This window comes from Pukyongiella litopenaei, from assembly GCF_003008555.2.
Lineage (GTDB): Bacteria > Pseudomonadota > Alphaproteobacteria > Rhodobacterales > Rhodobacteraceae > Pukyongiella > Pukyongiella litopenaei.
Genome location: NZ_CP027665.1, coordinates 2,817,835 through 2,842,693 on the forward strand (window position 1 = coordinate 2,817,835; position 24,859 = coordinate 2,842,693).

The 24,859-nt window shown below is 62.1% G+C and carries 17 protein-coding genes; 10 read left to right on the top strand and 7 right to left on the bottom strand.

Translation table 11 applies throughout. The features are described from left to right. Nucleotides 1-8 precede the first annotated feature (8 nt). The 3 genes from C6Y53_RS14020 to C6Y53_RS14030 are packed head-to-tail and all read left to right on the top strand — an operon-like array spanning nucleotide 9 to nucleotide 3,208. Nucleotides 9-1,370 (top strand): pyruvate dehydrogenase complex E1 component subunit beta, encoded by a 1,362-nt coding sequence (locus C6Y53_RS14020; protein ID WP_106472989.1) that lies wholly within the window; start codon nucleotides 9-11, stop codon nucleotides 1,368-1,370. Nucleotides 1,371-1,373: 3 nt separating this feature from the next. Further along, complete coding sequence (locus C6Y53_RS14025) at nucleotides 1,374-1,859, top strand: hypothetical protein (RefSeq protein ID WP_106472990.1); 486 nt, start codon at nucleotides 1,374-1,376, stop codon at nucleotides 1,857-1,859. Nucleotides 1,860-1,873: 14 nt separating this feature from the next. Further along, a complete protein-coding gene (locus tag C6Y53_RS14030) occupies nucleotides 1,874-3,208 on the top strand; it encodes a pyruvate dehydrogenase complex dihydrolipoamide acetyltransferase (protein ID WP_106472991.1) in 1,335 nt (444 codons plus the stop codon). Nucleotides 3,209-3,346: 138 nt separating this feature from the next. Here the strand turns inward: C6Y53_RS14030 and C6Y53_RS14035 are convergent, their stop codons facing one another. From C6Y53_RS14035 to C6Y53_RS14050, 4 genes are all read right to left on the bottom strand, one after another. Further along, nucleotides 3,347-4,231 (bottom strand): class I SAM-dependent methyltransferase, encoded by an 885-nt coding sequence (locus C6Y53_RS14035; protein ID WP_106472992.1) that lies wholly within the window; start codon nucleotides 4,229-4,231, stop codon nucleotides 3,347-3,349. Between the two features lie 12 nt (nucleotides 4,232-4,243). After that, on the bottom strand, nucleotides 4,244-5,911 hold the full coding sequence (locus C6Y53_RS14040; protein ID WP_211299392.1) for a glycosyltransferase family A protein: 1,668 nt from the start codon (nucleotides 5,909-5,911) through the stop codon (nucleotides 4,244-4,246). A gap of 477 nt (nucleotides 5,912-6,388) precedes the next feature. Further along, entirely contained in the window at nucleotides 6,389-7,702 is a 1,314-nt protein-coding gene (locus tag C6Y53_RS14045) for a sulfotransferase family protein (RefSeq protein ID WP_106472994.1), read from the bottom strand. A 516-nt stretch (nucleotides 7,703-8,218) separates the two neighbouring features. Next, nucleotides 8,219-9,451 (bottom strand): urate hydroxylase PuuD, encoded by a 1,233-nt coding sequence (locus C6Y53_RS14050; RefSeq protein ID WP_106472996.1) that lies wholly within the window; start codon nucleotides 9,449-9,451, stop codon nucleotides 8,219-8,221. Nucleotides 9,452-9,551: 100 nt separating this feature from the next. Between C6Y53_RS14050 and C6Y53_RS14055 the strand changes: the two genes are divergently transcribed. Further along, a complete protein-coding gene (locus tag C6Y53_RS14055; RefSeq protein WP_106472997.1) occupies nucleotides 9,552-10,472 on the top strand; it encodes a LysR family transcriptional regulator in 921 nt (306 codons plus the stop codon). Nucleotides 10,473-10,476: 4 nt separating this feature from the next. Here C6Y53_RS14055 and uraH read toward each other — a convergent pair whose 3' ends face one another. Continuing rightward, a complete protein-coding gene (gene uraH / locus C6Y53_RS14060; protein ID WP_106472998.1) occupies nucleotides 10,477-10,830 on the bottom strand; it encodes a hydroxyisourate hydrolase in 354 nt (117 codons plus the stop codon). A gap of 149 nt (nucleotides 10,831-10,979) precedes the next feature. Here uraH and puuE point away from each other — a divergent pair, with 149 nt between their 5' ends. The 6 genes from puuE to lpdA all read left to right on the top strand — a co-directional run bounded on the left by puuE (nucleotide 10,980) and on the right by lpdA (nucleotide 20,217). Beyond that, complete coding sequence (gene puuE / locus C6Y53_RS14065; protein ID WP_106472999.1) at nucleotides 10,980-12,392, top strand: allantoinase PuuE; 1,413 nt, start codon at nucleotides 10,980-10,982, stop codon at nucleotides 12,390-12,392. After that, nucleotides 12,389-12,871, top strand: coding sequence for an ureidoglycolate lyase (locus C6Y53_RS14070; RefSeq protein ID WP_106473000.1), 483 nt, complete (start codon nucleotides 12,389-12,391; stop codon nucleotides 12,869-12,871). The genes puuE and C6Y53_RS14070 overlap by 4 nt, the downstream gene beginning before the upstream one ends. 60 nt (nucleotides 12,872-12,931) lie before the next feature. Beyond that, entirely contained in the window at nucleotides 12,932-14,368 is a 1,437-nt protein-coding gene (locus C6Y53_RS14075) for a uracil-xanthine permease family protein (protein ID WP_106473001.1), read from the top strand. A gap of 137 nt (nucleotides 14,369-14,505) precedes the next feature. Next, nucleotides 14,506-17,166 carry a pyruvate dehydrogenase (acetyl-transferring), homodimeric type gene (gene aceE, locus C6Y53_RS14080; protein WP_106473002.1) on the top strand — a complete coding sequence of 887 codons (2,661 nt, stop codon included), beginning with the start codon at nucleotides 14,506-14,508 and terminating at the stop codon, nucleotides 17,164-17,166. Nucleotides 17,167-17,189: 23 nt separating this feature from the next. Continuing rightward, a complete protein-coding gene (gene aceF / locus C6Y53_RS14085; protein ID WP_106473003.1) occupies nucleotides 17,190-18,458 on the top strand; it encodes a dihydrolipoyllysine-residue acetyltransferase in 1,269 nt (422 codons plus the stop codon). 13 nt (nucleotides 18,459-18,471) lie between these two features. Continuing rightward, nucleotides 18,472-20,217, top strand: a complete 1,746-nt coding sequence (gene lpdA, locus C6Y53_RS14090) for a dihydrolipoyl dehydrogenase (protein WP_106473004.1) — start codon at nucleotides 18,472-18,474, stop codon at nucleotides 20,215-20,217. 494 nt (nucleotides 20,218-20,711) lie between these two features. Here the strand turns inward: lpdA and C6Y53_RS14095 are convergent, their stop codons facing one another. Together C6Y53_RS14095 and C6Y53_RS14100 are read right to left on the bottom strand one after the other, a co-directional pair. Beyond that, a complete protein-coding gene (locus tag C6Y53_RS14095) occupies nucleotides 20,712-22,226 on the bottom strand; it encodes a nucleobase:cation symporter-2 family protein (RefSeq protein ID WP_244614844.1) in 1,515 nt (504 codons plus the stop codon). Nucleotides 22,227-22,313: 87 nt separating this feature from the next. Next, entirely contained in the window at nucleotides 22,314-24,593 is a 2,280-nt protein-coding gene (locus C6Y53_RS14100; protein WP_106474118.1) for an NADP-dependent malic enzyme, read from the bottom strand. Nucleotides 24,594-24,859 lie beyond the last annotated feature (266 nt).

The window sequence follows — 24,859 nt, forward strand, 5'->3', positions numbered from 1 at the left end:
AACACGACATGGCAACCGAAATCCTGATGCCCGCGCTGAGCCCCACCATGGAAGAAGGCACATTGGCGAAATGGCTGGTCAAGGAAGGCGACACAGTGTCGTCCGGCGACATCCTGGCCGAGATCGAAACCGACAAGGCGACGATGGAGTTCGAGGCCGTCGATGAAGGCATCGTCGGCAGGATCCTGATCGCCGAGGGCACCGAGGGCGTGAAGGTCAATTCGCCCATCGCCATCCTGGTCGAAGAGGGCGAGGAGGTGGGCGACGTGGCTGCCGGAACCGCTGCTCCCGCCGCCCCCGCAGCACAGCCCGTAGCACCCGCGCCTGCTGCCGCCGCACCGGAAGCGCCTGTGGTCGACCAGTCGCCGGACTGGCCCGAAGGCACCGCGGTGAAGGCCCAGACCGTGCGCGAGGCCCTGCGCGACGCGATGGCCGAAGAGATGCGCAGCGACGAGACCGTCTATCTCATGGGCGAGGAGGTGGCCGAGTATCAGGGTGCCTACAAGATCAGCCAAGGTCTGCTGGACGAATTCGGCGACCGGCGGGTGATCGACACCCCGATCACCGAACACGGCTTTGCCGGGATCGCGGTCGGCTCGGCCTTTGGCGGGCTCAGGCCCATCGTCGAATTCATGACCTTCAACTTTGCCATGCAGGCGATCGACCAGATCATCAACTCGGCGGCCAAGACATTGTACATGTCCGGCGGCCAGATGGGTTGCCCGATGGTGTTTCGCGGCCCCAATGGCGCGGCGGCCCGCGTCGCGGCCCAGCACAGCCAGGACTATGCCGCCTGGTATATGCAGGTGCCGGGCCTGAAGGTGGCGATGCCCTATTCGGCCTCTGACGCCAAGGGGCTGCTGAAATCGGCGATCCGCGACCCGAACCCGGTGATCTTCCTGGAAAACGAAATCCTCTATGGCCGCAGTTTCGACGTGCCGGAACTCGACGATTTCACCGTCCCCTTCGGCAAGGCCCGGATCTGGCGCGAGGGCGACGACGTGACCATCGTCAGCTTCGGCATCGGGATGCAATACGCGCTCGAGGCGGCCGACAGGCTGGCCGCGGAAGGGATTTCGGCCGAGGTGATCGACCTGCGCACGCTGCGGCCGATGGATACCGGCACGGTGATCCGTTCGGTGATGAAAACCAACCGCTGCGTCACGGTCGAGGAAGGCTGGCCGCAGGGATCGGTGGGCAGCTACATCTCGTCGGTGCTGATGCAGGAGGCGTTCGACTGGCTGGATGCACCGGTGATCAACTGCACCGGCAAGGACGTGCCGATGCCCTATGCCGCCAACCTGGAAAAGCTGGCGCTGGTGACCACCGACGAGGTGATCGCGGCGGTCAAGCAAGTGACCTATCGCTAGGACATGACGATCGACGGTGACAGGATGCCGGCAGGCGGCGACTGGCTTTTCGAAAGCATCGTCGCCTCGCGCAAGGACAACGACCGCAACCTTCTCTATGTCTGCGGGGCGTTTCTCGTTCTGTCCTTCGTTTCGGTCGCGTTCAATCTCGGCGCCGTCGATGCGATCAGCTTCGATCTGCTGGCCGTGCAGGGCAGCCTGACCGGGTCCTGGCCGATCCGGGCCATGCTCTGCGTTGCCTGCGCGGTATCCTATGCCGCCGTGCTCTATATCGTGCTCGACCAGCAGCGGCTGCAACTCGGTCTCGACTACCTGGCGGTGCATGAACACCGCGATGCCACCGCGCTGGGCGGCTTTGCCCATTGGCTGAACCGGAACCACCCCCGGATCTCGCGCGCGCGGACGCTGGTCATCGGACTATTCGTGACGTTCTGCGCGGCGATCCTGCTGATCGATGTCGTCACGCTGCTCTACTCATTCTCGAACTAAGAGGACATGCCCCCATGGCCACCGAAATCCTGATGCCCGCGCTGAGCCCGACGATGGAGGAGGGCACGCTCGCCAAATGGCTGGTCAAGGAAGGAGACACCGTCAACTCCGGTGATCTGCTGGCCGAGATCGAAACCGACAAGGCGACGATGGAATTCGAGGCCGTCGATGAAGGCGTCGTCGGCAGGATCCTCGTGGCCGAGGGCACCGAGGGCGTGAAGGTCAATTCGCCCATCGCCATTCTGGTCGAAGAGGGCGAAGAGCCGGGCGATATCGCGGCCGCGCCCTCCGCTGCCGCGGCGCCGGAGGCCGCCCAGGCCGACACGGCTGCCGAGGCGGCCCCGGCAGGGGGCTCCGAGAAAGCCGCGCCGCCAGCACCGGCCCCTGCCAACGCTCCTGTCCAGACCGGCGGCGCCCGCGTCTTCGCCTCGCCGCTGGCCCGGCGCATCGCCGCCGAAAAGGGTCTGGACCTGGGCGCCGTCAAGGGCTCGGGCCCGCATGGCCGCATCGTCAGGGCCGATGTCGAAGGGGCCATTGCGGCCCCTGTTGCGACCCCTGCTGACGCCCCGGCGGCGGCGATCTCCGAGGCCCCCGCGCCCGTGGCCGCTCTGGCGGCGGGGCCGTCCGCCGACATGGTCGCGCGCATATACGAAGATCGCAACTTCGACGAAGTCCCGCTCGACGGCATGCGCAAGACCATCGCCGCGCGGCTGACCGAGGCCAAGCAGTCGATCCCGCATTTCTACCTGCGCCGCGACATCCGCCTCGATGCGCTGCTGGCGTTCCGGTCCCAGCTGAACCGGCAGCTGGACGCGCGCGGGGTCAAGCTGTCGGTCAATGATTTCATCATCAAGGCCTGCGCCAACGCGCTGCAGGCGGTGCCCGACGCCAACGCGGTCTGGGCCGGCGACCGGATGCTCCGGCTGAAACCGTCGGATGTTGCGGTTGCCGTTGCCATCGAGGGCGGGCTGTTCACCCCGGTCCTGCGGGACGCCGACACCAAATCGCTGTCGGCGCTGTCGGCCGAGATGAAGGATCTCGCCACCCGCGCCCGCGACCGCAAACTGGCGCCGCATGAATACCAGGGCGGCAGCTTTGCCATCTCCAACCTGGGCATGTTCGGGATCGACAATTTCGACGCGGTGATCAACCCGCCGCATGGGGCGATCCTGGCGGTCGGCGCTGGCGTGAAGAAACCCGTCGTTGGCGAAGATGGCGAACTGGCCGTGGCCACGGTGATGTCGGTGACGCTCTCGGTCGATCACCGGGTCATCGACGGGGCGCTGGGTGCAAAACTGCTGCAGGCGATCGTGGACAACCTGGAAAATCCGGTGGTGATGCTGGCCTGAACGCCGGTTCCCGCCGCAGGGAAACCGCGGTCCCAAAGGGCCAGGGGTGATCTCGTTCCCGAGACCCGCCCGTGTTCGGCAGCCGGTGAAGGCAACGCCGACCTGCGGGATCGATTTGCTATCCCGCAAAGCGGATGGTCAGCCTTTGCGGCTGACGGTTTCCCATGCCCCGGTCGAAAAATCATGCGCGTGGGGATGAGCCAGGCGTAGACGGTCAAACATGTCTTGGTCGGGTTTCTTGCCCCAGCACGGGGTCCAGGTCGTCTCATCGAACCGCGAATTGGCAAAGAGAGCGTGGTAATCTTCGTTGAACAACCGGTTGATACGCGGCGACGTGTAAAGCTGGTGAATTGTCCTGGCGATTACGTTTCCCGGTTCACCCGCCTTGCTCAGAATATCCTGCATGTCGCCGGGGCGGTGCAAGAGATGTCCCCAGGGGCCTATGGGGCCTTCGGGCTTCTGGAAATTGATCTCGGGAGAGACGAACGCATGGTGGCCGATATGGCTGGCCCAAACCGGTCCAAACCGTGTGACCAGCGTCCCGCCCGGCTTCAGCGCCCGCCACGCCTTTTCCAGGAAGGTAACCATGTCCAGCACATGCTCGATCGTGGCAATCGTGACGACGATATCGAACTTCCCGAAATAGGGCTCGGGGAGCATCGTCGCGTCTCCATCAACAACTGTGAACCCGTCTCTCTCGATACGGTCCGCGCCTTGAACATAGTCGAATATTTCTATGTCCTTGAGGTGGGAAAACCGTTTCTGTTGATAGGTGCCGGACAGGCTGCCGATCATGTCCACCGACAACCAGCTGCGGGCCCCCAGATCGCCCAGGGTGATGTCTGTCGGGATGTTCCAACCGCCGAATTCCAGCACACGCGCGTCTTCGAAATCGACCTGTCGGGCCATATTGGCCAAAGTCTGCGTGGTGTAACCGGCGATACTGTGACTCTTGTTGTACTGTGTCGCTTTTGCCAGAAGGCGGTCGGCCCTGGAGGGTGTGCCAGTTTGGGTCAATGCCATCTTACCTTCTTTCTAGTCCAGTATGCGTTCCAGGATGCCATCGCAAAATCTGCTCATTTCAGACATCAGTTTATCATTATTAACCGTCCAGCTGTGTTCCGAGGCACTGCGTCGGCGATAGAGAAATCCGGTATCGTCGAGTACAGCGACCCGATTGTCGGCGACATGGTTTTCCAGGTTGGCGTAGTAATGTGAATCTGTGGCTGAAAAGTTGCCTTCGCGGTAGGGGTGGCGCCGGAAGAAATCCCGGCGGCCAGAGAGTGACGCACCTCCGATATGCGTTGCCATCAGTTCATTGGGCGCGACCATCGTGCAGTCTGATTTTGCGTGCCGCATGTAAGAGGCGTCTTGCTCGGTGAAATAGAAGAAGCGGTTGGTTTTCCCAAAGAGATCGAGATCGTGGGACAGGGCGTGGTGCATCATGTCCGATACGTAATGTGGGCCATAAATATCATCGTCGTCCATTTTCACGATGTATTCACCCTGCGCCATCGCGATGCCATGGTTCAGGCTCCCGGCCTCGACGCGTTCTGCCGGCACGACAGAGATACGCACGTCCTTGCGCGGCCCCACTATCTCGCGCACCTTGGCTTCGGTCAGGGAAGAACTGTTGACCACCATCACAAGCTCTTTGCTGGGATAGGTCTGGGCGTCAAAATGCGATAGAATATGTCCGATATACTCGGTGCGGAAGGTCGCGCACAGGACCGTGACCAGAGGTCGTTTGGCAAAACCACCCTCCAATCCCAGGATGTTAAAAATCGCGTCCAGACGATGTGCAAAGGTGCCCGTTTCCATCGCATGCCGCCAGGCGTGCTGGCTTTGGACCAGTTGCTCGACGGGGTCGTCACCAAGAGCGTGCACGGCATCGACAATGGCTTGGTCTGACTTGTAGGCGTGACACATCGCCTTGGGCAGGTCCTTGGGCCGGTTGCCGCGTAACGCCGTGGCGGTGCCGCATGAGGCCGCCTCGAGCGTGTCCCACAGAATTTCGTGTTCAGTCGTCAGAGTCGTTGTCGAGGCAAGACGAATATTGGTCTTGCGCATCAGGGACCACAAGCTGGGGCGCGTGACACAGCCCAGCAAGGCGCTACCCAATTCGCCCAACGCCTCTTTCTGGTTGGCCCAGATGCGATAGCGAGAGTCTACAATCGCCAAGCCTTTCGGGCCGAGCTTGTCCAGAAACGACAACTCCGAGCGATTGCGAACAAGATTGGCCCAACCGTCGAACACCGCCAGCGAAGCGGGTTCCGCAACATTGATGAGAGCCCTGTCTTCTTTTGAACGCCGCCCCGGCGCAGCCAGAGCGGATTGCACTGACGGCGCGCAAGCCGGCGGGAGATGCCCGCCATAGACGCGAGATCTATGTCGACCGTCACTGCAGACCGCCACGTCGCATGTCCTGGCCAGATCTGCCAGGCGATTTGCATAGATGACATCGAACGTGTTCCAGAAGACAGTTGGCACCCCGGCGCTCTTGAACCCGCGCAGGATCGCCGCCACCGAGTTCTCGTCATCCGGGGCGCTGTTGCTCAGATCATCGAGAGACCAGCGCCCATCTGCGGACGTGGTGAAGGCGTCGACGATGACAAGGACCGGACGGAGTATGTCGCGGACGGCGCGCCAGTTTTGCCGGGTCAGTTGGATCGGTGAGCACAGCGGCCGTAGCCCATCAAGCAAGCGCCGGCTTCCTATTACGGCGACATCGAGCGACCGCCAGTTGGCTTGGCGCAAAGGCGTGGGTGTTATCGGGGCGTCCCATGCCAGAACGCCTCGGAGCGCGCGCGGTCCGTCAACTTGGGACCGTGCAAAGCCAGGTAGCAGATGTCCCCAGTCACGGGACAGATCAACATCACCAGGGGATGTGGTTTCGCCCATATTTTCCCCGTTTCTTGTGCTGCCGCAGGTGTCTGCCACAGAGTAAACTTTAACCCATGCAGGACTATGGGAAAATCCATATCTCCGCAATTTGTTTTGACCTGATGTGCCAGGAAACGCGGATCAGGTCAGTTCGTCGAACGCCTTGCGATATCGCCCCCGGGCATCGCCCCGAGTCCGGGCCTGATGGCCCTCCAGCGCGTCCGGGGGATCGGACGAAGCGATGCGAGGCGCGAACTATCTTGTTGCGCGCCCTGGCGGCGGGATCACCTCTGGTCTCTAAAGCAATCCACGGCTTTGTTTCGAACGCTGGGCGCGCAGCAGGTTTCTGAGCCTGGATGGCAAGCGTATGAGGCCGCTTATGGGGCGATCACGGATCTCGCGCAAATGCCGACCGGCCTGATATGTCGTTGATCCATAAAGCCCGATGATCTCGTCCTTGTAACGATCCCGCTCTTTCTGAAGGGCGGAAATTTTGGCTTTCTGACGATCCTGCTCCTGCTTCAAGGCTTCGACTTTCTTGCGCGCTTCCGCCCGAATACTGGGTTCATTCCTTGCAAGGGATTTTGCAAACACTCTCAGCCGGGAAATCTCTTCAGCGGCGTCCTGCATGTGTCCCTGGGCTGTTTCAAGCTCGCGCAGTTGAGTTGCTGCCATTTCGCGTGCTGTTTCGAGCTCGCGCTGCTGAGTTGCGATCGTTTGGCGTGCCGCCTCCAACTCTGCGGATTGTGCCCTTTCCTGTCTGGCCGGACCAGCATTCACAGCGGCTTGATGGAAACGATAGATCTCGTTCATCAGACCTGACCATTGCGCCATGTCTGATTGGATTTCCTGAGCGGTTCGCATCAGTGCATCACGATCAAAGTCCGCCCCTTGGCAATCTGCGAGGGCGGCCCACAAGCGATCCACCCTCGGGTTGGTGATCTTGTAGGAATTTGTCCCACTACGGTTCAGCTTGGGCTCGATGAAACCAGTAACCTCGTCCAGGGATTCGGGGCCGGAGACCCCCGCGTGATCCAACATCGCCGTCAGCGTGGCTTTGTCACCCGTCAGCAAGGTCTCGTAGTTGACAATGAACAGGTCGGCGCCGGTGTCGAGAATGGGCCGGATAATCTTGGTCAACCAGAACACTTCGGCCGTCGCGCTGTCAAAATCATACTGCCGGATCAGTGAGGTGATTACGGCCGATGGCTCTCGTACGCACAGGAACGTGGACGGGACAACCTTGAGTTCGTTGAAAATTCGGGTCCAAAGCGGCATCGTGAAGGCGGAATGGGGGTCTTTGAAACCCCAGGGCGCGCCGCGCGCGCTCTCGATACCTTCCCGCACCACATCACGGAGCTTCGGTAGGGAGTTTGCGACCGCCGGAGTTTTGAGCCAGTCCTTGGGCGGCGGCATCGTCAATGGCCCCAGTTGCGATAACATCTCCCGTTGAAGCAGCTGGATGCGCCGATCTTCATAGCTGCCGCGTGGGTTTTGCGCACTTGCCTCTACCATGTCCTCTGACATGACGACGCCGGCCCGGTACAACAGCCCTGCCGTCAATGACGTACCCGACCGGCCAGTGCCCGTTATGACAACGCATTTCTTCATGCTGCACCCTTCATGGACAAGTGATCCTGAATGTTCAACTCGTTTTCCGCCTGCTTGAACTGTCGCATTGGCCTCTTGTCAGGCGGCAGCCTTCAGGGTCTGGGGCGGTGTAACACGGGCCTTGCCCGGCGTCAGCAGCTCTTGCGATGAGTGCGGGTACTTTTCATCGAAGGGGGTGATCAGGTTCAAGGGCAGCCAGTATCCGAAACATGTCATCCTCCACGCGGCGTCTGGCTATGTCCGCTATGCCGTCTCCTGCTGCAATCTCGGAGAGATCCTTGCCGAGCAATCGGTGCAAATCGACCACGCTGCCCTGAGCCGCCGTGTGGCAAAATACGCCCCGTTCATCGCGGCCGAGGCGCAGAAGCGGAGGTCGGCAACCGGCAGTTCGTGGCGTAGGGTCGGTGGATCTGCCGTTCCGAGCGGACGACAAGGCGGGGGACAGCTGCAGTCGGTCTGGGCAGAGAACGGCTTGTGACGCTCTCACCCGATGCTGCCAACCCCGACCGAACGCGTTTATTGATCGCGGACTTCGCGCACCCAGGCGACGATGGTCTGCCGCGCTTCCTCATCCATCTGGATCGCGTTCGGGGGCGGCATGGCGTGGCTCAATCCGGCTTGCAGATAGATTTGGTCGGCATGTCGGGCAACGTCTCCGGGGGTCTCGAGATAAACGCCTTTGGGCGCCCACTGCATATTGCCCCAGGCGGGCTCGCGCGCGTGACACATCGAGCAGTTGCCCGTGACGGTGTCATAGGCATCCTCAAATCCCGCCGCCGAGGCGTATTTCTGCTCGTAGGCGGTCAACTCACGGGCTTCGGCTTCTTCCCAGGTGTCGCCTGTCTTCACCGTCGACAGCCAGGCGATCAGGACCATGAGCAGAACCGTGACCGCCCAGGTCCAGTGCGGACCGGTTCCGGTCTTGTGCATGGTGTTGAAGTAGTGGCGAATGGTGACGCCCGTCAGGAAGATCAGGCTGGCAATGATCCAGCTGTATTCGGTCCCGAAGGCCAGCGGATAGTGGTTGGACAGCATCAGGAACACGACCGGCAGCGTCAGGTAGTTGTTGTGGGTCGAACGGACCTTGGCAATCTTGCCGTATTTGGCGTCGGGCGTGCGTCCCGCCTTCAGGTCTTCGACGACGATCCGCTGGTTCGGCATGATCTGGAAGAACACGTTCGCGGTCATGATCGTTGCCGTGAAGGCGCCGAGATGCAGCAGCGCGGCGCGGCCGGTGAAGATCTGGTTGTAGCCCCAGGACATGATCACGAGGATGACGAACAAAAGCAGCATCAGAACCGTCGGGGTGTCGGCCAGTCGGGACTTGCACATCGCGTCATAGAGCAGCCAGCCGATGGTCAGGGAGCCGCCCGAAATCAGGATGCCCTGCCACAGGGAAAGCTCGGCCCTGGTCGGGTCCAGCAGGAACAGTTCTCCGCCCACCCAATAGACGATCATCAGCAGCGCGGCACCGGAGAGCCAGGTCGAGTAGCTTTGCCATTTGTGCCAGGTCAGGTGCTCGGGCATCCGGGCCGGGGCAACCAGGTATTTGACCGTGTGGTAGAACCCGCCGCCATGCACTTCCCATTCCTCGCCATAGGCGCCTTCGGGCAGGGCTTCATTCGGTTTCAGCATCAGGTCGAGCGCGATGAAGTAGAACGATGCACCGATCCACGCCATCGCGGTGATCACATGCAGCCAGCGGACGGAAAACGCGATCCAGTCCCAAACGATTGCCAAGTCATACATGGCCTGCCTCCCAAGATTCGAATTCCAGTGCACTCTAGGCGAGACGGCTTTGTTCTGGTATTGCTGTGAAAGATCAAGCAGCATCAAAAAAATCGGAATAATGTCCTATTTCGACAATATCCGCACCTTTGTCCGTGTCTATGAACTGGGCAGCATGTCGGCCGCGGGCCGTGATCTGCGGGTTTCTCCGGCCGTGACATCGTCGCGGATTTCGCAACTGGAAGAGCATCTTGGCGTCAGGCTGTTCCAGAGAACGACGCGCAGCCTGACACCGACCGAACAGGGAAAGTCCTTCTACCGGGGGGCGACCGACATTCTGGAGGCGGTCGAGAGTGCGGAAGCGCAGATCGTGAATATCACCGAGAACCTGAAGGGCTCGCTATATGTCGCGGCGCCGCTGGGCGTTGGACGCCGCCTGATCGCGCCGCAGGTTCCGGATTTTCTGAAGGAATATCCCGAGGTCAATGTGCGGTTGCGACTGACGGACCGGAAGGTTGACCTGACCACCGAAGGCCTGGATCTCGCCTTTTTCCTGGGGCAGCCCGAAGACAGCAATCTTCGTATCCGCAAGATTGCCGATGTCGAACGCATCCTGTGCGCGTCGCCGGATTATGTCGAACGCCGTGGGATGCCGGAAAGTGGCAGTGACCTTGTCTCGGACGGGCATGAATGCCTGTCGCTGCGGTTCCCGGGCGCCACCGAATTCCAGTGGTTGCTGACCACCCCGGCCGGCCCAAAGCGCTTTCGCGTCTCCGGGCGTTACGAATCCGATGACGGGGATGTCCTGACAGACTGGGCGCTCGCCGGGCATGGTGTGGCGATGAAGCCCGTCTATGAAATCGCCGACCATCTGAGGGCGGGCACGTTGGTGCCGGTCGCCGGGAAAACGCCGCCGGAACCCATCCAGATGGCCTGCCTGTTCACGCATCGCAGGAGACAGGACCCCAAGACGCGATTGTTCATGGAATTCATGATCGATCGGGTCGCCGCGATTATCAAGGCGACCGATCAGCGGAGCTGAGGCCTCAGCTGCCCCGGTATGTCGAATACCCGAACGGCGAGAGCAGCAGGGGCACATGGTAATGCAGCGGCTCGGACATGCCGAAGCGGATCGGGATGATGTCAAGAAAACGGGGATCTTCGGGCGGGGTGCCGGTTGCATCGAGATATGCGCCGGCGTGGAACACGAGTTCATATTCGCCGGTTGCAAACTCCGCCTCGGGCAGGATCTGTTCGTCCGTCCGGCCGTCATCATTCGTCGCAAGCGTCTTGAGGAGCGTCCGGTCAGACCCTTCGATGCGGAACAATTCGATCCTGAGCCCCTCGGCGGGGCATCCCCGTGCGGTGTCGAGGACATGGGTCGTGAGATATCCGGTCATTTTGAGCGCCTCCTGATACGTTTGGCGTATCTATGCCGAAAGCCCTTCGGGTGACAAAGCCGGTCTGACAGAAGGCTCCTTTCTATTTTTTTTGAAAAACATCTGGCATTTTCTGGTTTATTCAGTGCTCGAGAAGAAGGAACATCTGCGTGACACGTTACCCCAGAGACATGACCGGCTATGGCAGCCAGGCACCCGCGGCAAATTGGCCGAACGGTGCAAAGATTGCCGTTCAGATCGTTCTGAACTATGAAGAGGGCGGTGAAAACAACATCCTGCACGGCGATGCCGCGTCAGAGGCGTTCCTGTCGGAAATCACCGGCGCCGCCCCCTGGCCGGGTCAACGGCATTGGAACATGGAATCGATCTATGAGTATGGCAGCCGCGCGGGGTTCTGGCGCGTGCACAGCCTGCTCAGGGATACGCCGATCACGGTCTACGGTGTCACGACCGCGCTGGCCCGTGCGCCGCAGCAGCTCAAGGCCATGAAAGACGCAGGCTGGGAGATTGCCAGCCACGGGCTGAAATGGATCGAGCACAAGGACATGAGCGCGGAGGAGGAACGCGCCCAGATCCGCGAGGCGATCCGCCTGCATACCGAAGTTGTAGGAACCGCGCCCCGCGGCTGGTATACTGGGCGGTGTTCGATGAACACGGTCGATCTCGCAGCCGAGGAGGGCAATTTTGCCTATATCGCCGACAGCTATGCCGACGATCTGCCCTATTGGGTCAAGGCCGGCGGCAAGGATCAGCTGATCATGCCATACACGATGGATTGCAACGACATGCGGTTTGCAATCCAGGCTGGATATACCAGCGGCGACCAGTTCGAAAGCTATCTCAAGGACAGTTTCGACATGCTCTACGCCGAAGGGCAGGCGGGCGCGCCCAAGATGCTGTCCATCGGCCTGCATTGCCGCCTCATCGGGCGGCCTGGCCGGGCCATGGCGCTCAAGCGCGTGCTCGAACATTTCATGAAGCATGATGGCGTATGGTTCGCCACCCGTGAACAGATCGCCGATCACTGGGCGAAACAGCATCCGCCGGTATCCGGCCTGACGCCCTCGACAATGGACAAGGCGACGTTCGTTTCCGAGTTCGGCGGCATCTTCGAGCACAGCCCCTGGATTGCCGAAGGCGCCTTTGATCTGGAGCTTGGCCCGACCCATGACAACGCGGCCGGCGTCCATAACGCCCTGGCCCGCGTGTTCCGCACCGCGTCAGAAGAGCAACGCCTGGGCGTGCTGACCGCGCATCCCGACCTGGCCGGAAAACTGGCCGCGGCCGGGCGCCTGACCGCGGAATCGACCGCTGAACAGGCCGGCGCGGGGCTCGACATGCTGACCGACGAGGAACGCGAGACCTTCCAGAAGCTGAACGCCGAGTATGTCGAACGCCACGGCTTTCCCTTCATCATCGCGGTCAAGGACAACACAAAGCCCGGCATCCTCGAGGCCTTTCAGCGCCGCATCGGGAACGACCGTGACACCGAGTTTGCAGAGGCCTGCCGACAGGTCGAACGTATCGCGGAGCTGCGCCTGATCGAGAAGTTCGCATCATGAGCCGGACGCTGAAAGCCGCACCCATCAGCAGCGATGCCATCGCGGGGCTTGCCGAACTGGTCGAAGCCTCGGGCACGCCGGACAAGCTCATCAACCAGGGGCTTTGCGGCCGGTTCCATGACCGGGCAACCCTGGACATCGCGGGAGACGCCGGAATCAGCGTCTTCAAATCCGATTCCTTCGCCATGCCGTTCAGGATGGAAATGATGGAACGCCACCCGCATGGCAGCCAGGCTTTTCTGCCGATGCAGGAAGGCGAATATCTGGTCGTGCTGGCCGAGGACAGGGACGGCGCCCCGCACGCGCCACGCGCCTTCATCGCCGGGGCGGGCCAGGGCGTGAACATCGGTCGGAACGTCTGGCACGGCGTTCTGTGCCCGCTGTCCGATCCCGGCCTGTTCATGGTCGTCGACCGTGTCACCGATGGGCCCAACCTCGAAGAACATTGGTTCGACGAACCGTTTGTCATCGAACGCTGAAACATAACTTGTCGGAAAGAGGAGCCGGCTTTGGCATCAACAGGGGAGGAACAATAAACCATGGCAGATGTATCCATAGGAACGCCGGAGCAGCTCCGCGATCCAAACTACACTCCATCGCTGCACAAGGCGGTGCCGCTGGGGATCCAGCACGTTCTGGCGATGTTCGTGTCGAACGTAACACCAGCGATCATCGTTGCGGGGGCGGCGGGGTTCGGCTTTGGATCGAACAGCCCGGACTTTCCCGAGCTGCTCTACCTGATCCAGATGTCGATGCTGTTCGCGGGTGTCGCGACGCTCCTGCAGACGGTCACGCTGGGTCCGGTTGGCGCGGCGCTTCCGATCGTGCAGGGGACATCCTTTGCGTTCCTGCCGATCATGATCCCGCTGGTTGCGGGCAAGGGCGTTGACGCGCTCGCCGCGCTGTTTGGCGGTGTCATCATTGGCGGCCTGTTCCATGCCTGTATCGGCATGTTCATCGGCAAGATCCGCTTTGCCCTGCCGCCGCTTGTGACGGGCCTGGTCGTGACCATGATCGGCCTGGCGCTGGTGAAGGTGGGCATCCAGTATGCCGCCGGCGGCGTCCCCGCGATCGGCACGCCGGAATATGGCTCGCTTCTGAACTGGTCGGCCGCCCTGGTCGTGATCCTCGTCACGCTGGGCCTGAAATTCTTTACCAAGGGCATGGTGTCGATCTCGGCGGTGCTGATCGGCCTGATCGTCGGCTACGTCTATGCGATCTTCGTCGGCATCCTGTCGGTTGACGCGATCACCGGGTCCTGGGAACGCTCGGCGGCCTTCGCCCTGCCGCAGCCGTTCAAATACGGGTTCGAGTTCTCCGCCGCCGCCGTCATCGGCTTCTGCCTGATGGCCTTCATCTCGGCGATCGAAACGGTTGGCGACGTGTCGGGGATCACCAAGGGTGGCGCCGGCCGCGAAGCCACCGACACGGAAATCCAGGGCGCGACCTATGCCGATGGTCTGGGCACCGCGCTGGCCGGTTGCTTTGGCGCCTTCCCGAACACCTCGTTCAGCCAGAACGTGGGCCTGATCGCCATGACCGGCGTGATGAGCCGCCACGTCGTCACCTGCGGCGCGATCTTCCTGATCATCTGCGGACTGGTCCCGAAAGTGGGCGGCGTGATCCGCACCGTTCCGATCGAAGTGCTGGGCGGCGGCGTGATCGTCATGTTCGGCATGGTGGTCGCGGCCGGTATCTCGATGCTGTCGGACGTGAACTGGAACCGTCGCAACATGGTGATCTTCGCCATCGCCCTGTCGATCGGGCTGGGGCTGCAGCTCGAACCGGGCGCCCTGCAGCACATGCCCGACACGGCGCGTATCCTGCTGACATCGGGCCTTCTGCCCGCGGCCCTGATCGCGATCGCGCTGAACCTGATCCTGCCCGAGGAGCTTGCGGACGAAGCCACCGAGGAGGTTTCGGGCGGCATGGCCGGTCACGGCCACGGCTCGCTGCCGCAGGACGACCACGTCTGATGCCACCAGGGGCGGCATCCAGAGAGGTGCCGCCCTTGCCATAGATTACTGATGCCACCCTCCCGTTTTCCGGGATCACCACAAACAGCAATTCCTCACCGAAATCCCCTCAACCTGCGACGCGGGAGCGACCAACCATGCCCAACGACCACGCGGACATAGATCCGATCGAAAGCCAGGAATGGCAGGATGCCATCGCCGATGTCATCGAACGCGACGGTGCGAACCGAGCCCATCAGCTACTCGACAAGGCCGTCCAGCAAGCACGGGCCGCCGGTGCCAACCTGCCGTTCTCGGCGACGACGCCGTATCAGAACACCATCGCGCCGGATGACGAAGTCGACATCCCCGGCGACACGGAAATGGAATGGCGCATCCGGACCATCAACCGCTGGAACGCGATGGCGACCGTCGTGAAACGCAACAAGGTCAGCAGCGAATATGGCGGGCATATCGCGTCCTTCGCATCGTCTGCCGCGCTCTATGATATCGGCCTCAACCATTTCTGGCGCTCGAAATCGGCGATCCATGGTGGCGACCTGGTGTTCTTTCAGGGCCATGTGATCCCGGGCATCTATGCGCGGTCCTTCATGGAAGGCCGCATCAGCACCGAGCAGCTCGAAGCGTTCCGTTCGGAGGTGAATGGCGGCGGACTGAGTTCTTATCCGCACCCGTGGTTGATGCCCGATTACTGGCAGTTCCCCACCGTCTCGATGGGGCTCGGGCCGCTGATGGCGATCTATCAGGCGCGGTTCATGAAATACATGCACAACCGGGGTCTGATCGATGCCGCCGACCGCAAGGTCTGGTGTTTCCTCGGCGATGGCGAGATGGACGAGCCCGAAAGCCGGGGCGCCATCGACCTCGCCAAACGTGAGGGGCTCGACAACCTGATTTTCGTCGTGAATTGCAACCTGCAGCGCCTGGATGGCCCGGTTCGCGGCAATGGCAAGATCGTGCAGGAGCTTGAAGGCGGTTTCCGCGGTGCGGGCTGGGACGTCATCAAGCTGCTCTGGGGCAAGGGCTGGGACGACCTGCTCGAGCGCGACACCTCCGGCAAGCTGCGTCAGTTGATGGATGAAACCGTCGATGGCGACTACCAGACGTTCAAATCCAAGGATGGTGCCTATATCCGCAAGCATTTCTTCGGGACCTATCCGGAGACGGCGGCACTGGTCGAGGACTGGACGGATGAGCAGATCTGGGCGCTGCGGCGCGGCGGTCACGATCCCCAGAAGGTCTATAACGCCTTCCTGCGCGCGACCCGGGCCAAGGGCAGCCCGACCTGTCTGCTGGTGAAAACCGTCAAGGGATACGGGATGGGCTCTGGCGGAGAAGGTATGAACACCTCGCACCAGCAAAAGAAGCTGCAACTGGATCAGCTCAAGGCGATGCGGGACCGGTTCCAGATCCCCGTGACCGATGAAGAGCTGGAAAAGGACATTCCGTTCGTCAGCCTGAACAACGCGCAGAAGGCCTATCTGGCCGACCGCCGCAAAGACCTGGGTGGCGATTTCCCAAAGCGGGATTGGCGCGACGCACCCAAGCTGGAAATCCCGGCATTGGACCGGTTCAAAGGTCAGCTCGAATCGACCGGCGAGCGCGAAATCTCGACCACGATGGCGTTCGTGCGGATCCTGACCACCCTGTTGCGGGACAAGCAGGTCGGCAAGCATGTCGTGCCGATCGTGCCGGACGAAAGCCGCACCTTCGGGATGGAAGGCCTGTTCCGGTCGGTCGGCATCTACAACCCGCTGGGCCAGCGATACACGCCCGAAGACAAAGAACAGATGATGTTCTACCGGGAATCCGAAAACGGCCAGGTTCTGCAGGAAGGCATCAACGAAGCGGGCGCGATGGCGGACTGGATCGCGGCGGCAACGTCGTATTCCAACCACGGCGTGCCGATGATCCCGTTCTTCATCTACTATTCGATGTTCGGTTTCCAGCGGATCGGTGATCTGGCCTGGGCCGCAGGCGATAGCCGCGCGCGCGGCTTCATGCTGGGTGGAACCGCTGGCCGGACCACGCTGAACGGCGAAGGGTTGCAGCACGAGGACGGGCACAGCCACATCCTTGCCGGCACGATCCCGAATTGCATCAGCTATGACCCGACCTTTTCCTACGAGGTCGCGGTGATCGTGCAGAACGGGTTGCAGCGCATGTTTGCCGATCAGGAAGACGTCTATTTCTACCTGACGCTGATGAACGAGAACTATCAGCATCCCGTGATGCCGATGGGCGCGGAAGACGGGATCATCAAGGGTCTCTACCGGTTCCGGAAAACCGCGAAGCCGGGCAAGAAGCATGTCAATCTTCTGGGCTCCGGCACGATCCTCGTCCAGGCGATCAGGGCGGCCGAGATGCTGAAGGAAGATTTCGGCGTGACCTCGGATATCTGGTCGGCGACATCGCTCAACGAACTGGCGCGCGAGGGCCAGGATTGTGCGCGTCACAACCGCTTGAACCCGCTGAGCGATCCGAAGGTGCCATATGTGACGCAGCAGCTCGGGCAGGCAAAAGGCCCGATCATCGCGGCGACCGACTACATGAAGAACTACGCCGAACAGATCCGTGCCTTTGTGCCGGGGCGGTTCACGGTTCTGGGCACCGACGGCTTTGGCCGGTCCGACAGCCGTGTGAACCTTCGCCGCTTCTTCGAGGTGGACGCGAACCATATCGCGGCGGCGGCCATCGTGGACCTCTATCAGGAAGGCCGCGTGACCAGAAAGGACCTGGAGCTCGCTCTCAGGAAATATGACATCGACGGCCAAAAGCCGAACCCCCGTCTGGTGTAAGTGACGGGCAGGAGAAACAAATCATGACTATCGAAGTAAAAGTGCCAGACATCGGCGATTTCACGGACGTGCCTGTCGTAACCGTTTTGGTCAGCGTCGGTGACACGATTGCAGAAGAAGACCCGATCGTTGAATTGGAGTCCGACAAGGCGACCATGGAAGTGCCCAGCTCGGCTGCGGGCGTGGTGAAAGAGATCAGGGTCTCGGAAGGCGACAACGTGTCGGAAGGATCACTGATCCTCGTCCTCGAAGGCGACGGCGCGGGCGAGGCCCCCAGGGAAGAACCGAAAGGCGCAGCCGCGGCAGAGGCGCCGAAAGCCGAAGTGCCTGCCGATGTGCCGGCTCCGGCCCCGGCGCCTGCAAAGACGGATGCCGGTTTCGGCCGGGTCCACGCCTCGCCGTCGGTGCGTGCCTATGCGCGTCGGGTCGAGATCGATCTGTCACAGGTGAACGGCACCGGGCGCAAGGGCCGCATCCTGCGCGAGGACGTGGAAAAGGCGCTCAAGGCCCAGACCGTGCCTGCCGCGGCCAGCGGTGGGGTCGCGCAGGGCGGCATGGGCATCCCGCCGATCCCGGCAGTGGATTTCTCCAAATTCGGCCCGGTCGAAGACGTGGAAATGCCCCGGATCAAGAAGATCTCGGGCCCCGCGCTGCATCGGTCATGGCTCAACATTCCGCATGTCACGCATAATGACGAGGCGGACATCACCGAGTTGGACAGGTATCGCAGGGAAATGGACACGATGGCCAAGGAAAACGGCTATCGCGTGACCCTGTTGTCATTCGTCATCAAGGCGTCGGTGTCCGCTCTGAAAGAGCATTGGGAATTCAACTCGTCGATCCATCCCGATGGCGACAAGCTGATCAGGAAGGCGTTCTACAATATCGGCTTTGCGGCAGACACGCCGAACGGGCTGATGGTTCCGGTGATCAAGGATGCGGACCGCAAGGGGCTGGTCGAGATTTCCCGGGAACTTATGGACCTGTCCGGGGCCGCACGGGAAGGCAACCTCAAGTCCAGGGACATGCAGGGCGCGACCTTTACCATCTCGTCGCTGGGCGGGATCGGGGGCACCAGTTTCACCCCGATCGTGAACGCCCCCGAAGTGGCGATCCTTGGCCTGACCCGGTCGAAGATGGCCCCGGTCTGGAATGGCGAGGAATTCGTGCCGCGCCTGATGCAGCCGCTGTCGCTGTCCTATGATCACCGTGCCGTCGACGGCGCCCTGGCCGCGCGCTTCTGCGTGACGCTCAAGACGCTGCTGGGCGATATGCGCAAGTTGATGTGGTAAGGGGGGCGATCCGATGGATATCAAGGTACCCGATATCGGGGATTTCAAGGACGTACCCGTCGTGACCGTTCTGGTCGGCGTGGGTGACACGGTCAGCGCAGAAGACCCGCTGATCGAACTGGAATCCGACAAGGCGACGATGGAAGTGCCGTCGCCTGCGGCAGGCAGGATCACCGAGATCAAGGTGTCCGAAGGCGACACGGTGTCCGAAGGCACCGTGATCATGGTGATCGAAGGCGCGGAGGCCGGGGCGGACGAGGCTGCGAAGGCGGCAGAGGATGCGCCCGCAGCGCCGCAACCCGTTGCCGCAACCGGCACCGCATCTGGCACCGCATCCGGCAAGGGCGATGTGCATGCCGAGGTGGTGGTCCTGGGCTCTGGCCCCGGCGGCTACACCGCCGCCTTCCGCGCGGCCGACCTGGGCAGGAAGGTCGTTCTGATCGAGAAATACCCGTCGCTGGGCGGTGTGTGTCTGAATGTCGGCTGTATCCCCTCCAAGGCGCTGCTGCATGTGGCCAAGGTGATCACCGAGGCCGAGGAAATGTCATCGCACGGGATCAGCTTCGGCAAGCCGAAGGTCGACCTCGACGAGCTGCGCGACTTCAAGAACAGCGTGGTTGGACAGTTGACCGGTGGCCTGAGCGGGCTTGCCAAGGGGCGCAAGGTTGAGGTGGTGCAAGGCTACGGCACCTTCACCGGGCCGAACATGATCGAAGTGATCGGTGACGGCGGCAGGACCAATGTCAGCTTTGACCAGTGCATCATTGCGGCCGGTTCGGACCCCGTGAACCTGCCCTTCATTCCGCATGACGACGCGCGGGTGATCGATTCGACGGGAGCTTTGGAGCTGACGGACATCCCGAAACGGATGCTGGTGCTCGGCGGCGGTATCATCGGGCTGGAAATGGCCTGCGTCTATGACGCGCTGGGTTCGAAGGTCTCGGTTGTGGAATTCATGGACCAGTTGATGCCGGGGGCCGACAAGGACATCGTCAAACCGCTCCACAAACGGATCGAGGGCCGATACGAAAACATCTGGCTCAAGACCCGGGTGACCGCTGTCGAGGCGCAGAAGAAAGGTCTCAGGGTCACGTTCGAGAACGACAAGGGCGAGAGTTTTGACGACACGTTCGACAAGGTTCTGGTCGCCGTCGGCCGCAGGCCGAATGGCAAGCTGATCGACGCCGAAAAGGCGGGTGTGGCCGTGGATGACCGTGGTTTCATCGCCGTGGACAACCAGCAGCGCACGGGCGTGCCGCATATCTTTGCGATCGGCGACGTGGTCGGCCAGCCGATGCTGGCGCACAAGGCCGTGCACGAAGGCAAGGTCGCCGCTGAAGTGGCGGCCGGTCACAAGCGGTTCTTCGACGCGCAGCTGATCCCGTCGGTCGCCTATACCGACCCGGAAGTGGCGTGGTGCGGTGTGACCGAAACGCAGGCCAAAGCGCAGGGCATCAAATATGCAAAGGGCGTGTTCCCGTGGGCGGCCTCGGGCCGGTCACTGTCGATCGGTCGGAGCGAGGGGATCACCAAGCTCCTGTTCGATCCCGAAGACGATCGCGTGATCGGGGCTGGTATCGTCGGCACCAATGCCGGTGACCTGATTTCCGAAGTGGCGCTGGCCATCGAGATGGGCGCCGATGCGGTTGACCTGGGGCACACGATCCACCCGCACCCGACCCTGTCGGAAACGGTGAACTTTGCCGCCGAGATGTTCGAGGGCACGATCACGGATCTGATGCCGCCAAAGAAAAGATAGCGACCCGATCCGCTGTGCCCTGTCGAGCCTATGACAGGGCACCCGTGGATTGATCCTTCTCGCAACTCACGAGGCCGTCCTGTCAAGGACGGCCTCATGCGCGTTTTGTAGGGGAGTTCCGGCACCGAACGGGTAAACCGGCGCAACCACTGCCCGGCAGGCGATTGCGCAGCCACCTGCCGGGCGGGGGGATGCCGGCTCGGAGCTTTGGAAACCCGCGCCGGGACGGTTGAGGTCAGGATGCCCAAACCACGCAAGGGGCGCTGTTTTCCGAGTTTCCGGAGCCATGAAGGGCGGCGGAAAAGGCAATGACGGCTGTCAGACTATCGGCCTGCGTTCTGGGCCTGTCGACACATTGCGCAGCAATGTCGCGACAGGGATGAACGGGTCGTTGCGGTCCTGAACCGCCTGTCCACGCCAGTCTTCCCAAACGAAAGCCCCCCGAACGGATCCGTCCGGGGGGCTGTTGGCTTCGCGGGATGGCCTGCGGTGGGTTAGTGCCCGCCTTCGGCCTGGAGAGCGGCTTCGCGCAGCTCGTCCTCATCGACGTTTTTCGCGCCGTTGAAGATAACGTTCAGGACAACCGCGGCGATGGACGCAAGCAGAATGCCCGAATGGATCAGGGGTTCGATCGAATGCGGCAACCACATGGTGTATTGCGGCGCAATCAGCGGGATCATGCCAAGACCCAGGGTTATCGCGACGATCAGGCCGTTGAAGCGGTTTTCCTTGAAATCCACGTTGCTGAGGATGCGAATACCGGTTGCAGCCACCATCCCGAACATCACCAGACCGGCACCGCCGAGGACCGCGACCGGCAGCGATTCAACCAGCGCGCCCATCTTGGGCACGAGGCCGAGGACGATCATGATCACGCCACCGGTCACACAGACATAGCGGGATCGAATGCCGGTCACGCCGACAAGGCCGACATTCTGGCTGAACGAGGTGTAGGGGAAGGTGTTGAACAGGCCGCCGATCAGGGTGCCCAGACCATCGGTGCGCAGCCCGGCCGACAGCGACGGGCGTTCGATCTTCTTGTCGCAGATGTCGCCAAGCGCAAGGAACATGCCGGTGGATTCGATCATGACAACGATCATGACCAGCGTCATCGTCAGGATCATGATCGGATCAAAGATCGGCATGCCGAAGTGGAAAGGCGTGATCAGCGCGAACCAGTCCGCCGAGGCGACATGATCGAAATGCATGATCCCGAGCGCGGTCGCAACGATGGCTCCGACGACGATCCCGAGCAGGACGGAAATGTTGGCGAGGAAACCCTTGGCGAACTTCATGATGGTGATGATCGTCGCCAGAACGATGGCCGATATCATCATGTTCTGGGGCGTGGCGTAATTCACGTTGTCGACCGTCGCGGCGAGCTTCAGGCCCTCGGGGATGGCCGGAACCGCACCCGCGCCAAGGTCCTTGACCTGGTTCAGCCAGTCCGCGTGGGCAGGGTCGACGATCTGCGGAGCGGTCGGGCCAACCGGAACGCCGAAGATCCAGTTGATGCCGACGCGCATCAATGTCACCCCGATCACCAGGATGATCGTCCCGGTCACGACCGGCGGGAAAAAACGCAGCATCCGGCTGACAAGGGGGGCGATCAGCATCGCGATGATGCCCGCGCCCATGATCGCGCCAAAGATCATGCGCGCGCCCTCGGTGCCGGGGTTCGCCACCGCGATCGCCACCATCGGGCCGACCGAGGCAAAGGTAACGCCCATCATGACCGGCAGCTTGATGCCGAACCATTTGGTGGCACCGAGCGATTGAATGATCGTGACCAGACCGCAGACGAAAAGGTCGGCGGAGATCAGGAACGCAACCTGTTCCGGGTTGAGATGCAAGACGCGGCCCACGATGAGCGGAACGGCAATGGCACCGGCATACATCACCAGAACATGTTGCAGGCCCAGCGTCAAAAGCTTGCCGCCGGGCAGTTTTTCATCGACCGCGTGGGTCGCTCCCATATCGACGGTATCGACCGTCATATCAGATGGCATTTGTCACTCCTCCTCTAAACAGAACCCCATCTGCTGGGGTCGGGGTTTGGTTTGGCCGGATGCTCCAGATCCGGCCGGGTTGATAGATCAGCTGTAGCTCGAGACGTCCGAGCCGGCCAAAGCGGCGATGTTGAGCAGGCCGCGCGGCGTGACGCCGGGCGTCACGATGTGGGCGCGATTGCCCATGCCCATCAGGATCGGCCCGACTTCCAGGCCGCCCGCGGCGCTCTTGAGCAGGTTGCGTGCCGCCCCCGCCGCGTCCGTGTTCGCATAGACCAGCACGTTTGCGCGCCCGGTCAGGCGATTGCCCGGCAACAGGCGTTCGCGCAGCTCCGGATCCAGCGCCGCATCGGTGTGCATCTCGCCTTCGTATTCGAAATCCCGCGCCTTGCCGTCGAGAATTTCCAGGGCACCCCGCATCGTGCGCCCCGACCGGCAATCGAGATTGCCGAACTGCGACCCGGAACACAGGCCGATGCGAGGTTCCAGCCCGAAGCGACGCACATGGCGGGCAGCGGCAAGCACCGTCGCGGCCAGCGTCTCCGGCGTTTGCTCTACATTCACATGGGTATCGGCCACGAACAGCGGCCCATCGTCCAGGATGACCAGGGACAGCGCCCCGACGGGGGACAGATCGCCGGTCTGCAACATCTGCGCCACATAGTTCAGATGCCAGAGATACTGGCCGAACGTTCCGCAGATCATGCTGTCGGCGTCGCCCCGATGCACCATCGTCGCGGCAATCGCGGTCGTGTTCGTGCGCATCACCGCCTTGGCAAGGTCCGGCGTAACGCCGTGGCGCTGCATGACGCCATGATACGCCTTCCAATAGTCGCGATAGCGATCGTCGTTTTCCGGGTTCACGATCTCGAAGTCGATATTTGCCTTGATGGTCAGGCCCGCGCGTTCCAGCCTCTGGTCGATGACCTCGGGGCGTCCGACCAGGATCGGGGTATCCACGCCGTCTTCCACCATCGCCTGCGCCGCACGAAGCACGCGATCATCCTCGCCTTCCGCAAAGACGATACGGCGTTTCGATTGGCGGGCGGTCTCGAAAACGCGACGCATGATCATGGAGGACTTGAAGACCTCGGCCTCCAGCGCCTGTCGGTAGGCGTCGAGATCCAGCGTGCGGCGGGCGGTGCCGGATTCGATTGCCGCCCGGGCAACCGCAACGGCAATCGTCGGCAACAGGCGCGGATCAAACGGCTTCGGGATCAGGTATTCCGGGCCAAAGGTCAGCTTTTCGCCTTCATAGGCTTCGCCCACCTCGGCCGAGGTCGTCTGCCGCGCCAGCGAGGCGATGGCGTCAACGCAGGCCAGCTTCATGGCGTCGTTGATTTCCCGGGCCTCGGCGTCCAGCGCGCCCCGGAAAATGAACGGGAAACACAGAACGTTGTTGACCTGGTTCGGATAGTCGGAGCGCCCCGTGGCGATCATGGCACCCGGAGAGGCCTCGCGCGCGTCTTCCGGCATGATTTCCGGAACCGGGTTGGCCAGGGCAAAGATGATCGGATTGTCGGCCATCGCACGGACCTGGTCGGCGGGCAGGGCACCGGGGCCGGAAAGGCCAAGGAACATGTCTGCGCCTTTCAGCGCCTGCTCGAGCGTGGTGCCCTCCTGCGCGGTCGCGAACCTCATCTGTTCGGGGGCGAGCCCTTCGCGGGCGGCATGCAGGACACCCGAGCGATCGAACACGGTGATGTTTTCCAGCGGGACACCCATCTTGTGCAGCATGGTCAGGCAGGCGACGCCCGCGGCACCTGCGCCCAGGCCCACGACGCGGATGTCTTCTGGTTTCTTGCCCGCGATCTGCAAGGCGTTCTGCGCCGCCGCCGCGACAACGATTGCGGTGCCGTGCTGGTCGTCGTGAAACACGGGGATACCCATGCGTTCCCGGCAGATGCGTTCGACCGTGAAACAGTCGGGGGCCTTGATGTCTTCGAGGTTGACCGCGCCAAAGGTCGGCTCCAACCGGCAGACGAGATCGGCCAGCGCTTCGGGGTCCGCTTCGTCCACCTCGATGTCAAAACAGTCGATGCCGGCGAATTTCTTGAAGAGAACGGCCTTGCCTTCCATCACCGGCTTCGATGCCTGGGCGCCGATGTTGCCAAGGCCCAGAACCGCCGTTCCGTTCGAGATGACGGCTACCAGGTTGCGCTTGGCCGTGTAGCGTGTCGCAAGCGCGGGGTCGCCGGCGATCTCGGTGCAGGCGTCTGCAACCCCGGGCGAATATGCCCGCGACAGATCGCGCGCCGTTGCCATCGGTTTCGTCGGGCGGATTTCCAGTTTTCCCGGTCTGGGGAATTCGTGGTAATCCAGAGCGGCCTGCCGCTCGGTGCCTTTTTTCGACTCGTCCAGAGCCATGTCGTTCTCCTCCAATCACAAGGGTCTCGCCGCGCGGCGTTCCGCCATTTCAAGCATTCGGGCCGAGCAGCCCCATTCGTCGTCGTTCCAGCCGAACCCCCGCATCCGGCGCTGCCCCGTTGACCGGGTCTGCCGCTGCAATCCGGCGTCGAAATCGTCGCTGCATGGCGGGGGTCAGGACACAAAGGGACCAGAGCGCCGCCCCGCCATGCCGGAACAGGACCGGCCGGGTCTCAACTGCGGTAGGACCGGCAGGCGTCGAGGGC

What these genes read in the sequence shown, in the direction of transcription:
- C6Y53_RS14095 (WP_244614844.1), bottom strand. Translation starts at nt 22,226, where the DNA reads ATGCCATCTGATATGACGGTCGATACCGTCGATATGGGAGCGACCCAC.
- aceF (WP_106473003.1), top strand. Translation starts at nt 17,190, where the DNA reads ATGACTATCGAAGTAAAAGTGCCAGACATCGGCGATTTCACGGACGTG.
- C6Y53_RS14055 (WP_106472997.1), top strand. Translation starts at nt 9,552, where the DNA reads ATGTCCTATTTCGACAATATCCGCACCTTTGTCCGTGTCTATGAACTG.
- C6Y53_RS14070 (WP_106473000.1), top strand. Translation starts at nt 12,389, where the DNA reads ATGAGCCGGACGCTGAAAGCCGCACCCATCAGCAGCGATGCCATCGCG.
- C6Y53_RS14025 (WP_106472990.1), top strand. Translation starts at nt 1,374, where the DNA reads ATGACGATCGACGGTGACAGGATGCCGGCAGGCGGCGACTGGCTTTTC.
- C6Y53_RS14035 (WP_106472992.1), bottom strand. Translation starts at nt 4,231, where the DNA reads ATGGCATTGACCCAAACTGGCACACCCTCCAGGGCCGACCGCCTTCTG.
- C6Y53_RS14030 (WP_106472991.1), top strand. Translation starts at nt 1,874, where the DNA reads ATGGCCACCGAAATCCTGATGCCCGCGCTGAGCCCGACGATGGAGGAG.
- C6Y53_RS14075 (WP_106473001.1), top strand. Translation starts at nt 12,932, where the DNA reads ATGGCAGATGTATCCATAGGAACGCCGGAGCAGCTCCGCGATCCAAAC.
- C6Y53_RS14100 (WP_106474118.1), bottom strand. Translation starts at nt 24,593, where the DNA reads ATGGCTCTGGACGAGTCGAAAAAAGGCACCGAGCGGCAGGCCGCTCTG.
- aceE (WP_106473002.1), top strand. Translation starts at nt 14,506, where the DNA reads ATGCCCAACGACCACGCGGACATAGATCCGATCGAAAGCCAGGAATGG.
- C6Y53_RS14045 (WP_106472994.1), bottom strand. Translation starts at nt 7,702, where the DNA reads ATGAAGAAATGCGTTGTCATAACGGGCACTGGCCGGTCGGGTACGTCA.
- lpdA (WP_106473004.1), top strand. Translation starts at nt 18,472, where the DNA reads ATGGATATCAAGGTACCCGATATCGGGGATTTCAAGGACGTACCCGTC.
- C6Y53_RS14050 (WP_106472996.1), bottom strand. Translation starts at nt 9,451, where the DNA reads ATGTATGACTTGGCAATCGTTTGGGACTGGATCGCGTTTTCCGTCCGC.
- C6Y53_RS14020 (WP_106472989.1), top strand. Translation starts at nt 9, where the DNA reads ATGGCAACCGAAATCCTGATGCCCGCGCTGAGCCCCACCATGGAAGAA.
- uraH (WP_106472998.1), bottom strand. Translation starts at nt 10,830, where the DNA reads ATGACCGGATATCTCACGACCCATGTCCTCGACACCGCACGGGGATGC.